This is a genomic window from Euzebya rosea (assembly GCF_003073135.1).
In the GTDB taxonomy this organism is placed as follows: Bacteria; Actinomycetota; Nitriliruptoria; order Euzebyales; family Euzebyaceae; genus Euzebya; species Euzebya rosea.
The window spans coordinates 88,140-104,341 of record NZ_PGDQ01000013.1 but is presented as its reverse complement, the minus strand read 5'-3'; the positions used below and the strand labels follow the sequence as shown (position 1 = coordinate 104,341).

General features: G+C 74.0%; 13 protein-coding genes. 7 read left to right on the top strand and 6 right to left on the bottom strand.

What is annotated here, in order from left to right:
• Positions 1-182: 182 nt before the first annotated feature.
• Positions 183-926, bottom strand: coding sequence for a class I SAM-dependent methyltransferase (locus CUC05_RS17325; RefSeq protein WP_108667387.1), 744 nt, complete (start codon positions 924-926; stop codon positions 183-185).
• The gene (locus CUC05_RS24305; RefSeq protein WP_157965695.1) at positions 911-2,068 is read right to left on the bottom strand and encodes an amidohydrolase family protein; all 1,158 of its coding nucleotides are present in this window, start codon (positions 2,066-2,068) and stop codon (positions 911-913) included. The genes CUC05_RS17325 and CUC05_RS24305 overlap by 16 nt, the downstream gene beginning before the upstream one ends.
• Before the next feature lie 177 nt (positions 2,069-2,245).
• Here CUC05_RS24305 and CUC05_RS24300 point away from each other — a divergent pair, with 177 nt between their 5' ends.
• The 3 genes from CUC05_RS24300 (at position 2,246) to CUC05_RS17305 (ending at position 5,974) form a co-directional block, all read left to right on the top strand.
• Positions 2,246-3,598, top strand: coding sequence for a hypothetical protein (locus tag CUC05_RS24300; RefSeq protein WP_114476331.1), 1,353 nt, complete (start codon positions 2,246-2,248; stop codon positions 3,596-3,598).
• A gap of 562 nt (positions 3,599-4,160) precedes the next feature.
• Positions 4,161-4,886 carry a MerR family transcriptional regulator gene (locus tag CUC05_RS17310; protein WP_170128048.1) on the top strand — a complete coding sequence of 242 codons (726 nt, stop codon included), beginning with the start codon at positions 4,161-4,163 and terminating at the stop codon, positions 4,884-4,886.
• Entirely contained in the window at positions 4,883-5,974 is a 1,092-nt protein-coding gene (locus tag CUC05_RS17305; RefSeq protein WP_108667383.1) for an isochorismate synthase, read from the top strand. Before CUC05_RS17310 ends, CUC05_RS17305 begins: the two co-directional genes overlap by 4 nt.
• 247 nt (positions 5,975-6,221) lie before the next feature.
• On the opposite strand, the gene CUC05_RS17300 is transcribed toward CUC05_RS17305, so the two are convergent.
• The 4 genes from CUC05_RS17300 to CUC05_RS17285 all read right to left on the bottom strand — a co-directional run bounded on the left by CUC05_RS17300 (position 6,222) and on the right by CUC05_RS17285 (position 10,694).
• A complete protein-coding gene (locus CUC05_RS17300) occupies positions 6,222-7,013 on the bottom strand; it encodes a DUF1206 domain-containing protein (protein WP_108667382.1) in 792 nt (263 codons plus the stop codon).
• An 80-nt stretch (positions 7,014-7,093) separates the two neighbouring features.
• On the bottom strand, positions 7,094-8,869 hold the full coding sequence (menD, locus tag CUC05_RS17295) for a 2-succinyl-5-enolpyruvyl-6-hydroxy-3-cyclohexene-1-carboxylic-acid synthase (RefSeq protein ID WP_157965694.1): 1,776 nt from the start codon (positions 8,867-8,869) through the stop codon (positions 7,094-7,096).
• Positions 8,869-9,837 carry an o-succinylbenzoate synthase gene (locus CUC05_RS17290; protein WP_108667380.1) on the bottom strand — a complete coding sequence of 323 codons (969 nt, stop codon included), beginning with the start codon at positions 9,835-9,837 and terminating at the stop codon, positions 8,869-8,871. Before CUC05_RS17290 ends, menD begins: the two co-directional genes overlap by 1 nt.
• On the bottom strand, positions 9,834-10,694 hold the full coding sequence (locus tag CUC05_RS17285; RefSeq protein ID WP_108667379.1) for a 1,4-dihydroxy-2-naphthoate polyprenyltransferase: 861 nt from the start codon (positions 10,692-10,694) through the stop codon (positions 9,834-9,836). Before CUC05_RS17285 ends, CUC05_RS17290 begins: the two co-directional genes overlap by 4 nt.
• A 136-nt stretch (positions 10,695-10,830) precedes the next feature.
• Here CUC05_RS17285 and CUC05_RS17280 point away from each other — a divergent pair, with 136 nt between their 5' ends.
• The 4 genes from CUC05_RS17280 (at position 10,831) to CUC05_RS17265 (ending at position 16,186) form a co-directional block, all read left to right on the top strand.
• Positions 10,831-12,024, top strand: coding sequence for a class I adenylate-forming enzyme family protein (locus tag CUC05_RS17280; protein WP_205712401.1), 1,194 nt, complete (start codon positions 10,831-10,833; stop codon positions 12,022-12,024).
• Positions 12,025-12,084: 60 nt separating this feature from the next.
• Positions 12,085-12,339, top strand: a complete 255-nt coding sequence (locus CUC05_RS17275) for a hypothetical protein (RefSeq protein ID WP_108667378.1) — start codon at positions 12,085-12,087, stop codon at positions 12,337-12,339.
• Positions 12,340-12,433: 94 nt separating this feature from the next.
• Positions 12,434-13,405: a cell wall-binding repeat-containing protein gene (locus tag CUC05_RS17270; protein WP_157965693.1), complete on the top strand. Its 972-nt coding sequence runs from the start codon at positions 12,434-12,436 to the stop codon at positions 13,403-13,405.
• 33 nt (positions 13,406-13,438) lie between these two features.
• Positions 13,439-16,186, top strand: coding sequence for an alpha/beta fold hydrolase (locus CUC05_RS17265; protein ID WP_108667376.1), 2,748 nt, complete (start codon positions 13,439-13,441; stop codon positions 16,184-16,186).
• The last annotated feature ends 16 nt before the right edge of the window (positions 16,187-16,202 follow it).

Below are 16,202 nucleotides of genomic sequence, written 5' to 3'. Positions count from 1 at the left end.
GATGCTCCTCGTGGGGAAGGGGTGGTTCTCGTTGGTGCCCACCGTGGGGCGATGATGGGCACAGACGCGCGCACGACGCATGGCGGCGCGCAGCCGTGGACGAAGAAGCGTAGCACGCGGGTGGAGGGGGCGAAACCCGGGACCGGCCCGGGCTGTCCTCCGGCCCCTCCGGGGCGACCGGCTCAGCCGGGCAGGCGGGCGGTGTGGATGGCGACGATGCCGCCGGTCAGGTTCTGCCAGCGCGGGCCGGTCCAGCCCGCGTCGACGAACCATCTGGCCAGCCGGGGCTGGTCGGGCCACTCGAGGATGGAGTCGGCCAGGTACCGGTAGGCAGCCGGGTCGGAGGTGACGACCTCGGCGATGCGCGGCAGGGCGCGGACGAGGTAGTCCCGGTAGACCCGGCGGAACAGCGCGTTGGTGGGGCTGGAGAACTCCATCACGACCACGCGGCCGCCCGGCTTGGTCACCCTCGCGAACTCCCGCAGGCCCGCTCGGGGGTCGGGGAGGTTGCGCAGGCCGAAGCTGATGGTGACCGCGTCGAAGCTGTCGTCGGCGAACGGCAACGCGGTGCCGTCTCCGTTCAGCCACGCGAGCGGCCGCTGGCCGGTCCGGCGTTCGCTGCGCTTGCCCGCGGCCAGCATGTTCCACGAGAAGTCCAGCGCCACGGTGTCCGCGCCGGCCCGGTCCAGCTCGCGGGCCAGCAGCCCGGTGCCGGTGGCCACGTCGAGGATCCGCTCGGCCGGCTGCGGGTCGACCGCCCGGACGGCGACGCGGCGCCAGTGCTGGTCGGAACCGAACGACAGGATCGCGTTGGCGATGTCGTAGCGCGGGGCCACCCGGTCGAACATGTCCTGGACGAGGGCCGCGTCCTTGTCCTCGGTCGGGCGCGGGTCGGGCAGGGAACCAGCGGTCACATGTCCTTCCATTCTTCGAGCTCGGGCCACGGGATGTCGGGGTCCTTGCGGCGTGACTTGCGGAGGCCGCCGAGGACGGTCAGGACCTGCCGGCCCGGACCGCGTTCGACCAGGTCGCGGTAGACGCTGCCGGGTGTCGTGTCGATCGCGACACCCACCATGTCGGCGGGACGACCGGGTTCCAGGACACCGGCGATGTCACCGAGGCCGAGCGCTCGGGCGCCGTCGACGGTGGCAAGCCGGACCGCGGCCTCCTCCAGCGAGATGGGGCCGGCGGAGGGGGATGGCCACAGGACGAGCTCGCGGTTGCGGGCGACCCGCGCCCACGCGGCGGCGTCGGCGAGCAGGTCGGCGTCGCCGGCGGCGGCCGCGCTGCCGGTGCCGAGCGCCAGCGGCGTACCGGCTTCGGCGAAGCGTTCCAGCGGGGCCTCACCGACCTGCAGCATGGCGTTGGCCCGGGGGCAGCAGACGACGGGCACGCCGGCGCGGGCCAGCATGCGCGCTTCGGCGAGGTCGGCCCAGACGCCGTGCACGACGGAGGTGCCGGGGGCCAGCAGGTCGAGGGAGTCCAGGTAGCCGACCGCGCCCTTGCCGACGCCGTCGGGTGCCCACTCCACGTCCAGGCCGGCTTCGGTGGCGAGGTCGACCAGGGGGCCGTCGCCCTGGCGGATGGCGGCGATCTCGGCGTTGGACTCCGCCGCGCGGATCTGCAGGGGGCGGCCTAGCTCGCGGGCGAGTGCGCCGAGGGCCTGCAGGACGCCCGTGCCGAGGGTGTAGGGCGAGTGGGGGGCGACGCCGATCGTGCGGCCGTTGGCCGGCCTGGACAGCGAGGTCCGCACGGCCTCGAGCACCGCGTCGTGCTCGGTGATGTCGACCATCATCACCTGGACCAGCGAGTGGCCACGGAGGCCCGCACGCCCTGCAGCGGGCACCGCAGGTCCGCGGACGACGGAGTCCACGACCGTGGTCACGCCGTGCCGCAGGGCGTCCTGGACCCCACGGTGGGCCGACCGCATCCACCGTTCGCCGTCCCACCCGCGGGTGTAGCCGAGCACGGCGCGAAGCCACATGTGGAAGGGCCCCGGGCGGGCGATGGCACGCACGTCGGAGTGCTCGAGCACGGTGTGTCCGTCGACCAGACCGGGCAGCAGCACACCGTCGAGATGGTGGTGCCGGTCAGCCGAGGGTGCTAGGTCACTGGCGTGTCCGACCGCCACAATGACGCCGTCGGCCACGAGGACGGCCCCGTCGGCAAGCGGCGGTCCTGACATCGGGCAGACGACGGACGCGGAATAGCAGATGTTCGGCAACGAGCGCTGGAGTCTACGCACATGAGCCAGACCGACACACCTCGCGCCAGCCGCGGCAACCGCCTCGGCCGTGGGCGCGGTCGACTGCGCCACGATGTCGAGGCAGGCGAGCGGTGCGACAAGTGCCGGCAGGTCGTCGCGATCGACGACCGGGGCCGCTGCGCGCTGGGCCACCAGGTCGTCGACCCCGACCGGGCCGCCGAGATCCTGGCCGAGCTGGCTGCCCGTGCGGCCGAGGACGAGGACTCGCAGGACCACGAGGCGCGCGACGATTCGTCCGAGGAGGGTTCCGAGCCGGACGTCACGATCGTGCTGCCCGACGCGGAGCTGTCCCCGGCCATCCCGGCGCTGACGCAGAACGCGTTCACCACCCCGTCGCCGCGATTGGTCGAACGGATGGCCGGCGGTGGCGAGGGTGTGGCGGCGATGTCGGCGTCGGCGATGGCAGGCGACGCCGACGAACCGGCCCCCCTGCCGATCAGGGAGGTACCCGGCAGCCAGCAGCCGACGTCCGCTGGCGGGCCGACCCCCTCCTCCCCCGCGCCGCCCGCCACCACCCCCTCCACGACCTCGTCCGCTGCGACCCCTGCCGCACCCGCCACGACACCCGGCGCCGAGCCGGCCATCCGGTGGTCGGCCGACGCCACACCCCCAGCCGGCCTGCGGCGCAGCCACGTCGACGCCGTCGAGCGACGCTGGGTACCCGGCCGAGTGCTCGCGGGGCACACGCTGGAGACCCCCAGCTACCTGCCCCCGGCGGCCACCGGACGTCGACTGGCCCAGCCGGGCGACCACGCCATGCCGGTGATGGAGCCGTTGCCGCCGCTCCCCGGCCCGCCCGCACCCGACGGCCCAGCGGTGGCCCGGTCGCTCTTCCAGCAGCTGCACGGGCCGACGGAGGAGGACACCGGCGATCCGACCCCCGAGCGGCAGCCCCGGCAGGAGGACACCGTGCCGCTGTTCGCCCGCGCCGCCCACCTCCCACCCGAGCTGGAACGCACCCCGTCGGACCGGATCACCACCGAGCTGCCCGAGCTGGACCCCTCGACGGTCGTGCCCGCCGCCCTCGACACGCCGACCGACCCTCCCCCTGCCGTACACGAGGAGTGGGCCGTCGTCCTGCCGCCAACCAGCTCGTTGCCCCGAACCGGCGGACCGCGGGGCGTCACCGTCGACGACCTCGCCCCCGACGCCCCCTCCGTCCTGGACCTCCAGGACCTGCCCGCCGGCCCGCCCCGCGTCGAGCCGACCTACGAGCTCGAGCCGGTCACCGAGGACACCATCTCCCCCCGCGGCCCCCTCCAGCTCGCCGCTGGCACCCTCTTCCTGGTCGCCCTCGTCGCGATCGCCTGGTACCTCGCGACGACATTGTGAGTTGTTCGTTGGTCCTCGCTCCGCTCGTCGGGTCCTCGGGCTCGTGACCGACGATGTTTGTTGGTCCTCGCTTCGCCCGTCGGGTCCTCGGGCTCGTGACCGACGATCCGCTGCGGCTTCCTCGACCCCTCGCTTCGCATCGGGGCGCTGCGGGAGCCACCACGGAGTCGTCGGCGCCCTGCGGCGGTGCGTGGGCCCCCTCGGTGGGTCCCGCACACGACTGGTGTGTGCGTTCGAGCGCGCGAGGTGGAGTGGATCGCACCCACCCTTGCTCGGTGTGCGCGGTCGACGCCGTCCGGGGGCGCGCATGCCACACGAGGCCTGACCCTGGGTGCGGTCGACCGCCCCCAGAGGGGCCTATCGCACACGCCAGCCACCGCAGCCGAACCGAGCACAGACCGCCGCAGGGCGCCGACGCTCCGTGAGCAAGACTCGCAGCCACGAGCCTGCGAGAGGCGAGAATCGGCGCAGCGGATCGTCGGTCACGAGCCCGAGGACCCGACGAGCGGAGCGAGGACCAACGAACACTGACAGTTCGAGCAACCGCTCGTACAGTGGCGCGGTGCGATACCGCGTCGAAGAGCTCGCCAGCCGTTGTGACCTGTCGGTCGACACCATCCGCTACTACCAGTCGCTGGGGTTGCTCGACGCACCCGAGCGGGAGGGGCGGGCGGCCTGGTACGACGACGACCATGTCGCGACGTTGGGGCGGATCCGGGACCTGAAAGCGCAGGGGTTCACCCTCGCGATGGTCAAGCGGGCGTTGGCGGGCGAGCTCGACGCCGGGGAGGAGGCGCTGGCCGCCGCCATCCAGCGGCCCGCCGCCGAGGGGGCCGACCTCGCACCCATCGGCCCGATGGACCTGCCGGAGCTGTCGACGCACACCGGCGTGTCGCTCACGGTGCTGGAGTCCGTCGCCCGCCAGGGAATCCTCATCCCCTCGACCGACGAGGACATCCCCTACGGGGCCGAGGACGTCGCCGCCGTCCGGGCCGGTCAGGCCCTGCTCGACGCCGGGGTGCCGATCAGTGAGCTGCTGGCCCTCGCCCGGGAGCACGACGCCGCGATCGGCGGCATCGCCGACCAGGCCGTCGACCTCTTCGCCCGGTTCGTGCGCGACCCGATCCGCGCCCGGGTCGACGACGAGGACGAGGCGGCCCGACGGATGGTCGAGGCGCTGCAGACGATGCTGCCCGCGGCCACCGAGATCATCGCCCACACCTTCCGCCGTCGCCTGCTCACCGCTGCGCGCGAACGGCTCGAGGCCGACGAGGCCGCACGGGCATGACGCTGGACGCCCTCACCGACCCGGCGGGCTACGCGTTCGTCCAGCAGCAGCAGGGCTGGGTCGGCAACGGGGTGGCCGACCGGTTCGAGCCGCCCACCACCCTCGACCGCTTCACCAGCTCTGCGGAGTGGCTGGCCGACCGGCTCGCACCCGAGGGGGTGGCGTTCGCCTCCTTCACCTTCGACGCCGGGAGCGACGGCAGCGCAGTCGCGATCCCCGAGCAGCTCGTCCGGGTGGACGGCCCCGGGACCAGCGGTCGTGCGGAGCTGGTCAACGGCGTCGGCAAGGTCCGCTACGCCGGCGCCTCGGTCTCGGAGGTCGACTGGATGGAGGCCGTCGCCACCGCCACCGCACAGATCCGGGAGGGCCGCTACGAGAAGGTCGTCCTGGCCCGCGACCTGCAGGTCTGGGCCGACGACGTCCTGGACCCGATCGGGCTGGCCGAGAAGCTCGCCGCCCGCTTCCCCTCCTGCATGACCTTCGTGCACGAGGGGTTCGTCGGCGCCACCCCCGAGCTGCTGGTCCGTCGCATCGGCAACCGGGTCGAGAGCGTCGTGCTCGCCGGCACGACCACCCCCGACGACGCAGCCGGCCGGGCGTTGTTGTCCAGCGAGAAGGACCGGGAGGAGCACGGGTACGCCAGGGAGTCGGCCCGGACCGCCCTCGCGCCCCTCTGCGACGACCTCGAGGTGGACGCCGACCCGTGGCTGCTGCGGCTGGACAACCTCCAGCACCTCGCCACCCGCCTGACCGGCACCCTGCGGGAACCCACCCACGTCCTCGAGCTGGTCGGGGCCCTGCACCCCACGGCCGCCGTCGGGGGAACACCTCGCGAGGTGGCGGTTCCCCTCATCGGGTCGTTGGAGGGCATGGACCGGGCGCGGTACGCCGGACCGGTGGGCGTGGTTCGGGGCAACGGTGACGGCACGTTCGGCATCGCCCTGCGCTGCGCGCAGCTGACGGCTCGCCGTGCCCGCCTGTTCGCCGGCTGCGGGATCGTGGCGGGATCGTTGCCGGAGGCCGAGCTGGAGGAGACGCGCCTGAAGCTCAACACCATGCAGCAGGCGCTCGGCGCGCGAACGAACTGAACCGCGTTCGTGCGATGACCGCGCATTATGTTCGCTGACACAACATCGTTACATTGACGTTGCACAACGGCCACACACCCACCGCATTCTGTGGTCCAGCGACGGATCCGGACCTTGAAGCTCCGCCCTCTTTGCTCCAGGTGTCTCCGGAGTCCATCGCTCAAGAAGCGCCCGGAGATCGGCTCCTCCGGGCGCTTCGTTCTTTTCCCGAAACGTGTCAGCCGGCCCGGCGGCTGTCCCGGAGCGGTCAGCCGTTCGCGGGTTCCGGGGTCGCGTCGACCTCGTCCCGCACGCCGTGGCGGGCGACCAGGCCGAACCAGACGGCCAGCGTCACGAGTCCCAGCGCCACGACGGCGACGGCCACTCGCCCGGGCACGGTTCGCGACAGCTCGTCGAGGGCCTTGTCCAGTCCCGTCGCCTCGTCGGGGTCGAACACCACGGCGCCGTGGGTCACGAAAGCCCCGATCAGCAGGTAGCTGAGGCCGCGGCCGGCGTAGCCCAGGCGACCGACGGCGCGTGCCCACGACGGGTGCCCGATCCCGTCGAGCTCCTCGCGCAGGTCACCGTTCCACGCCCGCCAGAGCTGACGGATGCCGACGACGACGAAGACGACACCGGCGATGCCGATGGCGGCGCGACCGACGGGGTTCTCCATCACGGTCGCCGTCAGGGCGGACTGGGACCCACCGCCGCCGCTGGACCCGCCGGCGAACACCTGCTTGGCCGCGAGCACGGCAAGCCCGCCGTAGAACAACGCCTGCACACCCCTCCCCAGGCGGTGCATCACGTCGAGCTCCCCGTCGTCGCCGCCGATCGCCTGGACGCCTGCCCAGAAGGCGAACACCGCGAGGGTCAGCGACAGGATGCCCAGCAGGACCATCCCGAACGGCAGCTGGCCGAGCTGCTGCATCGCCCCCTGCGCCCCGGCGTCGCCGGGCAGGCCGACGGCGATGCGACCGGCCAGGAAGCCGGTGGTCGCGTAGAGGACGGCTCGTCCGGCGAACCCGATCTGGCCGAGGGAGGGGGAGTTGTCGGGCATGCGACGAACATGGCCCGCGGGGGGTGGGACGAAACGTGATGCGAGGGACGGGCCGGGCAGGGGCCGAGCCGACCCGGTGGTCAGCCGAGCTCGGCGGCGATGGCCTCGCGGATCCGGTGGTAGCGGGCGGTCTCGGTCGGGGTGTCGGTGGTGACCTCCACGATCGTGATGCCCGGGTTGGCCCAGGCGTCGTCCAGCGCACCGGGCAGGTCGGCCATCTCGTCGAGGCCGAGGTACCCCGCCCCGGTCGTGATCGCCAGCCCGCCGAGGGGCACGCCGTGTGGTGTGGCGAACAGCCGTCGGAACGTGGCCGGGGCCACGCCGGAGCCGTAGGGCAGCAGGTCGAAGATGCCGCCCCCGTCGTTGTTGATGACGACGATCGGGAGGGCGGGCACGGGTTCGTCGGGGCCGATGACCAGCCCGGTCATGTCGTGGACCATCGACAGGTCACCGGCCAGCGCCACCGCGGGGCCGTCGTGGGCGAGCGCGACGCCGACGGCGGTCGAGACGAACCCGTCGATGCCGGAGACCCCCCGGTTGCCGACCACCCGCAGGCCGTTCCGGACGGGCATGGTCTCGTTGAGGTGGCGGATCGCCAGGCTCGACGCGACGGTCAGCACGCTGTCGTCGGGCAGCGCCCGAGCGAGGTCACGGACCAGCCCCAGCTCGGTCGGGTCGGTGCCCTCGTCGAGGAGGCGGTCGAGCACTGCCCCGGCACGGTCATCGGCGTCCCGCCACGCGTCGAGCCACCCCTCGACCCGCTCGGCGCCGTCGACCGCGGGGGCAGCCCACTCCGCGAAGGCAACGGGCAGGACCAGTCGGGCGTTGCGCTGCGGATCCCACCCCCGGTCGAGGGGGTCGCAGACGACGACCTGTTCGCAGCCGGCCACGATCGCACCGACGGGGCGGGACAGGACGGGCCGGCCGAGCTGCACGACCACCTCCGGCCGGTGGCCCCCGACGAACGCCTCGCTGGCGGCCAGCCAGTGCCCGGTGCGGATGGCGGGGTCACGGTGACGCAGGCCGGAGGTGGGCTCGGCGAGGACCGGCCAGCCCAGCGCCGCGGCGACGTCGAGCACGTCGTCGCCCCCGACCGCCCCCTCCCCCGCGATCACCAGTCCACGTCGCCCCGCCAGGACCTCGACGGGGGCGGGCAGCCACGTGGCCGCCCCCGTGCCCGCCGACCCGGCCGGCCGAGGACCGGCACGATCGGGGCCTGCGTCGCCCATGCGCGATGCAGGCCCCGATCGCGCCGAAGGGGACGCGGCCACGGTCGAACCACCCGGGTGGCCGGGGAGGGCGGTGGCCGTGTCGTCGAGGAGCGGCTCGCGCAGCGGGACGTTGAGGTGGACGGGGCCGGCCGGGGCGACCCCGCCGGCCGCCAGCGCCATTGCACGGGCGACCACCGACCGCAGGTACGCGCCCGGCCGGTCACCGCCGGCCGACACCTCGTGGAACCAGCGGACCGCACCGCCGTAGAGGTGCTGCTGCGTGGCCGTCTGGTTGGCGCCGATGTCGCGCAGCTCGGGTGGCCGGTCGGCGGTCAGCACGATCACCCCGACCCCAGCGGCATCGGCCTCCATCACCGCCGGGTGGTAGTTCGCCGTCGCCGTTCCCGACGAACAGACCAGCGCCGTCGGACGCCCCGCCCCGCGGGCCAACCCCAGCGCCAGGAACGCCGCTGACCGCTCGTCGACCCGGACGTGCATGCGCAGCCCCTCGTGGGCCGCGACGGCCAGCGACAGCGGGGCCGACCGGGACCCCGGGGACACCACTACGTCGGTCACGCCCTGCGCCGCCAGCTCGTCGACCAGGGTCAGGGCAACGGCGGTCGCGCTCGGCTGCTGATCGGGCATCACAGTCCACCCTCCTCGGGCACCGCCGCCCCGGCGGCCGCGGCGGCTGCACGGTAGCGGTCCAGCACGACCTCGGGGTCCTCGGGTGCCCATTGCGCCAGCAGGGCGGGGTCGGGCTCGACCCGCCGGACCCCGAGCCGTCCCCCCTCCGGCACCAGCGGCTCGGCCACGACGTCACCGGCCAGCAGCGTCGCGGTGCCCAGGCCACACGCGTGGGGCAGCTCCGGCAGCGCGGCCGCCAGGGCCAGCCCCGCGGCCAGGCCCACCGATGTCTCCACGGCGGAGGACACCACCGCGGGCAGCCCGGCCGCGTCGATCACCGCCAGGGCCCGTCGCACCCCGCCGAGCGGCTGCACCTTGACCACGACGATGTCGGCGGCCTCCAGCCCGGCGATGCGCAAGGGATCCTCGGCGGTGCGGACTGACTCGTCGGCAGCCAGCGGCACCTCGACCCGCCGGCGGAGGGCCGCCATCTCCGCGAGCGTCGCGCAGGGCTGCTCGACGTATTCCAGGCCCCCGGCCGCCCGCTCGAGCAGGCCGATGGCGTGGACGGCTCGGTCGACGTCCCAGGCGGCGTTGGCGTCGATGCGGATCAGCCCGTCCGGCCCCAGCGCGTCGCGGACGGCCTCGATCCTGGCCTCGTCGTCGGCCAACGACACCCCGGGGTCGGCGACCTTCACCTTGGCGGTCCGGCAGCCGCTGGCGGTCACCATCGCGTGGGCTCGCTCGGGATCGACGACCGGCACGATCGTGTTGACCTCGACGTGGTCACGGACAGGGGCGGGATACCCCTCCTCCGCAGCCTCCTGCGCGGCGAGCCACCACCAGCGGGTGACATCCGGGCCGTAGTCGGGGAACGGCGAGAACTCCCCCCAGCCGGCAGCGCCGCGGATCAGCACGCCGGACCGGGAGGTCACCCGCCGGAACCGGGTGACCAGCGGGATGGCGAACGGGTGCGGCGCGCTCACGCCAGGACGAGGGCGATGGTCAGCAGCACCGCGAAGGTCAGCTGGGTGCGCGCGATCCCGCCGAGCACCGGGATCAGGCCCGGGCCGACCGCGCCCTCCCGGACGGCCTCGAGGGGTCGGGCGATCGGCACGGCGGCCAGCAGGGCGAGGAAGGGCCAGGCGGATCCGACGCTCAGGCCGATGACCCCGAGGAAGGCGAACGCACCGATGATCGTGCCGATCAGCAGCTGGCGGGTCCCCCGGTCACCGAGCACGACGGCCAGCGTGCGCTTGCCGGCGAGGCTGTCGGTGGGGATGTCCCGCAGGTTGTTGGCGATCAGGATCGCCACGGCGAACAGGCCGACCGGCACGGCGGCGAGGAGCGCGGTCACGGTCACCGCCTCGTCCTGCACGAAGGCGCTGCCGACGGTGGCGACGAGGCCGAAGAACACGAACACGAACACCTCGCCGAGCGCCGCCGACGCGTACGGCTTCGGGCCACCGGAGTAGCCCAGGGCGGCGAGGAAGCACAGCGCCCCGACCGCCACCAGCCACCACGTCGTCGCGGCGGCCAGCGCCAGGCCCGCCAGGGCGGTCACGACGAAGGCGTTGAGGATGGCGCGCTTCATGGCCGGCGGGCTGATCATCCCGGAGGCGACGGCGCGTCGAGGGCCCATGCGGTCCTCGGTGTCGACGCCCTTCACCCCGTCGAAGTAGTCGTTGGCGTAGTTGACGGCCACCTGCACGCTGACCGAGACGATCAGCGCGGCGAGGGCCCGCCAGGCGATGAACGTGGCCGCGGTGGCCGTTCCGACGATGACCGGCGCGACCGCGGCGGTGAGGGTGCGCGGCCGGGCCGCTTCGACATAGGCGTTCACGGGTCCAGATCGTACGGACGTGGTCCCGATGACACACACGCGCGGCCGCACCGTGCCGGGAGGGGGTCCGCAGCGCGTCGGGAGGGGGGTCCGCAGGGGCGTGGGGAGGATCGGATGGGCGGATACCGTGTCGACCGTGACTGACGACGGCTCCGCGACCCACAACGGCAACGGACGGCTGCTGCTGGCGGTGGAGGCCACCCCGGCGAGGATGGACGCGGCCCTCCGCGACGCGTGGGCGGGCGGGCCGGCCGTGCTGCCGCTGGACCCACGGCTGCCCCCACGGGCGCGTGGCGGCCTGGTCGCCGACCTCAAGCCCGGTGCGATCGTCAAGCCCGGCGGCCTCGTCGGCCTGCCCGGCGGCCAACCGGTGCCCGACGACACGGTCGTCGTGGTCCCGACCAGCGGCTCGACCGGCAAGCCCAAGGGTGTGATGCTGTCCCGCAGTGCGCTGGAGGCAAGCGTCACGCTGGGCCTCGAGGCCACCGGCAGCGACCCCGACGTGCCGTGGCTGTGCTGCCTGCCGACCAGCCACGTGGCCGGCGTCCTCGTCCTGCTCCGCGCGATCGTCACGGGCACCCCGGCGGTGCTGCACGACGACTTCGACGTCGATGCGATCCGCGGCATCGACGGCCCGGTGCACCTGGCCGTCGTCCCGACGATGCTGCGCCGCCTGCTGGACGCCGGCGTCGACCCTGACGGCTGGGGCACGGTGCTGGTCGGCGGGGCCCGCCTGACCGACGGACTGGTCGAGCGCGTCCCCGGCCTGACGACGACCTACGGGTCCAGCGAGACCAGCGGCGGCTGCGTGTACGACGGCGTGCCGCTGCCCGGTGTCGACGTGGGCACCACCGACGACGGCCGCCTGACCATCGGCGGGCCGACGGTGATGACCGGCTACCGGACCACCACGCCCGAGGTGGGACAGGGCCTGGTCGACGGGCGGTTCGTCACCTCCGACGTCGGCGAGGTCGACGACGATGGTCGGGTGACCGTGATGTGGCGGGCCGACGACGTGATCGTCACCGGCGGGGAGAAGGTCGTGGCGGCCAGCGTGGCCAGCCTGCTCGAGCAGCACCCGGCCATCGCCGAGGCCGAGGTCGTCGGGGTGCCCGACGCCGAGTGGGGCCAGCGCGCGGTCGCCGTCGTCGTCCCCGACCAGGTCGGTGCGGTCCTGTCCCTGGCCATCCTCCGCAGCTTCGTGGCCGAGCGCATGCCTCGCTACGCCGCACCTCGTGACCTGGTCGTGGTCAACGCGCTGCCACGCCTGCCGTCGGGCAAGGTCGACCGCCTGGCCCTGCAACGCGCCGTCGCCACGGAGGCTGGGTAGGCCCCACGGTCGGCACGTCGTCTTCGCCAGCGCGGCCGTGCTGGTGTACAAGATGGGGCCATGGCCGCCATCCCCGACGAGCCGACCAGCCCCGTGATCGCCAACCTGGTGGTCCTCGCGGGCTTCGTCGCGATCTTCAGCACCTTCGTCACCGACTCCCCCTTCTCGTGGATCGTGGGCGCGATCATGGTCCTCGCCGGTGGCATCTGGGCCGGGTTCGTGGGCTCCATGCCTGCCGACGAAGCCGCCGTGCCGAGCACCGCCGGAACCCATGTGGACGCCTCGGAGGGGCAGACCAACGGCGGCGCCGCCTGAGCCCAGCCGCCGGGTCAGGCGGCGGGATCCCGACGACCAGCAGGGGTGGGGCGACGTCCCCACGTCGCGTCTGGAGCATCCCTTCTTCCGGCTGGTGCAGGTCCTCGTCTTCGCGGCCGCGATCCTGTTCGGCCTGAACGAGCTCGGCCTGCTGTCACGCGAGGTCCGCGACGTCCGGGTGGTCCGGGTCACCGGTGAGGATCCGATCCGCGTGGCCGCGTCGGCGGCCCGTGAGGCCCACGGCGGCCGCGCCGAGACCGTGGTGGTCGTCAGCGTCGACGCCCTGGCCGACGGGGTGGCCGCGACCGGCCTGGCGGGGATCCTCCGGGCCCCGATCCTCCTCAACGAGGCCACCGTCGTCAGCCCGCAGACCCGCGACGTCATCCGCGAGCTGGACACCGAGCGGGCGATCCTGATCGGTGGCACCAGCGCCCTCAACGGGGAGGTCGAGCGCACCTTCGCCGACGAGATGGGCCTGGAGACGATCCGGATCGCCGGCAACTCCCGGTTCGACACGGCGGTCCGTGTCGCCGAGCTGTTCACCGCCAACGGCGAGGTCGGCGTGCTCGACGGCCTGCGCACGGCGTTGGTCGTCCCGGCCGAGGACGTCGCCACCGGGCTGGCCGCGGGTGGGCTGGCCGCCGGTCGTGCGGCGCCACTGCCGGTGCTGTACAGCCAGAGCGGCGCCCTGCCCGGCCCGACCCTCGACGCGCTGGCACGCATGGACATCGAGCAGGTCGTCACCGCGTCGCCCATCACGGCCTTCGACGGTCGCGTCGTCACGGTGTCCGGACCGGTCGACGTCGCCGACACCGGCACGGAGCTGCGGGAGTTCCTGCCCTCCCGCATCGTGATCGTGCCCGACGGCGATGATGCCCGCGCGCTGGTCGGCGGTCCGGTCGCGGGGCTGGAGAGCGGCGTGATCATGCCGTTCTCGCTCGCCCGCGGCTGGCTGGAGGCCAACTGCGGCACGGTCGCCGAGCTGTTCGTCATCGCCGAGGAGTCCGTGGTCACCGACCCCGACCTGGACGTCCTGCGCCGCGCCGCCACCGCCTGCGGGGACTGACATCCACGGCCGCCCCCTGACCGCACCGGGGCGATGATGCGGCGCGCCCTGGCAGGGGTCGTCGTCCTGGTGCTGGCAGTGGTCGGCCTGGTCATCGCGGGACGGGACACCCCGGTGGAGGAGGAGTCGCTGGTCGTCGAGGTCGCTGGGCCGGCCGGTGACCCGCCGGTGACGCTGGACGCAGGCCTGTACGTGGCGGAGGGGGTGCCGTTGCCCGCCCCCGCGGTGCTGCTGGCCCACGGCTTCGGTTCGGACCGGTCGTCGCTGGACGAGGCAGCCCGGCAGTGGGCCCGGCAGGGCTACGTCGTGCTGACCTGGTCGGCCCGGGGGTTCGGCGCGTCCGGGGGGACCATCGGCCTGAACGATCCGGACCGGGAGATCGCCGACGTCAGCGTCCTGGTCGACCTCCTGGCCGACCGAAGGGAGGTCCAGCAGGACGCCCCCGGCGACCCCCTCGTGGCCGTTGCGGGTGGCAGCTACGGCGGCGGGGCGGCGCTGATGGCCGGGGCCGCCGAACCACGGCTGGACGCGGTCGTCGCGGTCGCGGCGTGGCACGATCTGGCGCAGGCGCTCTCCCCGTCGGCCACGGCCGGGCCCGGGGTGCTGAAGGAGCAGTGGGTCAGCCTGCTGTTCACCTCGGCGCTGCTGGGAGGAGTCGCCGCGCCCTCCAGCGCCGTCACACCGTCCAGCGACGCGGTGCCGGGCAGCCTTCCCTCGCCGGGGGCAGCGCTCTCGTCGGGACTGTGCGGCCGGTTCGATCCCGTCGTCTGCGCGCTCCACGTCGAGGCGGCCCGGGCCGGCGTGCTGGCACCCGAGGACGCGGCGCTGCTGACGGCCCGCAGCCCGGCAGGCCGCCTCGAGGAGACAGACACGCCCACGCTCCTCGTGCATGCGATGGACGACACGTTGTTCCCCCTGGGCCAGTCGCTGGCCAACGCCGAGGCGCTGGCGGCCGCGGACGTGCCGTTCGCCCTTCGTTGGGTGGCCGGCGAGCACGGCGGCCTCCCCGGTCCCGACAGCGCGGCCGGCGGCGAGATGGCGTCCTGGCTGGACCGCTGGCTGACCCCCGGGGACGACGACGGGGCCGCACCGGTGTTCGCCTGGTACGACGCGGTCTCCGGCGGCGAGGTGACGGCCGCCGACGGCCCCGCCGACAGGGTCATGGGGTCTGCCACCCCGACGCCCTGGATGCTGGAGGACGGCCTGCTGGTCGAGGGCGGGCCGGGCGACGGGGCAGGCGACGAGACCCCGCTGGTCATGGTCCATCCTCCCGGCGGCCTTCCCGCGGCCCTGTCGTCCCTGCCGGGCCTCGGCACGCTGGCCGGGTTGTTGCCGTCCATCGACGTGCCGGGCCAGTCGGTGTCGGTGGAGACCGCCACGCTGGACGACGACCTCGTGCTGGTCGGACGTCCCACCCTCGCGCTGGAGGTCACCGCAGTCGAGCGCCCCGAGCCCGCTGATGCTGACAGCCCCCCACCGGCGTTGCTGGCCAAGCTGTACGACGTCACACCCGGCGGCACGGCGACGTTGCTCCACAGCACCGTCACGCCGCTCCGCGCCGCCGTCGGCCGCCTGGAGGTCCCGCTCGAACCCGTCGCCCACCGGTTCGTGGCCGGCAACCGGCTGCGCCTGGTCCTCGCGACCACCGACCAGGCGCTGGCCACCGGCCGGGAACCCGCCGTCGTCGTCGCCGACCGCCGCTCCCTCTCCCTGACCCTGCCGGTCACCACCCCGCCCCGCACCACCACCATCCCGGCGCTGGTGCGGGTGCTCGTCCCCGTCGCCCTGGTCGTCGCGACCGCGCTGATCGCGGCGCTCCTCCTGCGCCGACGGGAGTCCCACGTGGCCGCCGCGGCAGCCCGAGCCGACGCCCCCGCCGTGGTGATCGAGGGGCTCGCCAAGCGCTACGCCGACGGCAAGGTCGCCGTCGACGGCCTCGACCTGGTCGTCGAGCGCGGTCAGGTCTTCGGTCTCCTCGGCCCCAACGGCGCCGGCAAGACCACCACGATGCGGATGTTGCTCGGCCTCATCACGCCGACCGAGGGCACCGTGGAGGTGCTGGGCCACCGGATGGCGCCGGGCCACCCGGTGCTGCATCGGGTGGGGGTGCTGGTCGAGGGACCGGGCTTCGCCCCCTACCTCAGCGGCCGTCGCAACCTGGAGACCTACTGGCGGGCCGCGGGCCGGGATCCTGCCGAGGCCGACATGGATCGGGCCCTCGAGGTGGCGGCCCTCGGTGATGCGATCGACCGACCGGTCCGCACCTACTCCCACGGCATGACCCAGCGGCTGGCCATCGCCCAGGCGCTGCTGGGCCGGCCCGAGCTCCTCGTGCTGGACGAGCCGACCGACGGGCTGGACCCCGAGCAGATCCGCGGCATGCGACAGCTGCTCGCCCGCCTCGGCCGCGAGGGCATCACCGTGCTGGTCTCCAGCCACCTGCTGGCCGAGGTCGAGCAGATGTGCACCCACGCCGCCGTCGTGCAGCACGGACGCGTCATCGTCAGCGGACCGGTCGCCGAGCTCCGCGGGGCCAGCCGCTCGATCGTGGTCCGCACCGACGACCACGACCGTGCCGCTGCCGTGCTCACCGAGGCCCTCGACCTGGACCGGATCGACGTCGAGGGCGACGGGATCGTCGTGCACCTCGGCGACGACGAGGGGATCACCAGCCCGGACGTCGTGGCAGCCCTCGTGGCGGCGGGCATCGGGGTGGAGTCCCTGACACCTCGCGGACGCCTCGAGGACGTCTTCCTCGACCTGACCGGAGGCGCCACGTGACCACGGACACCACCGT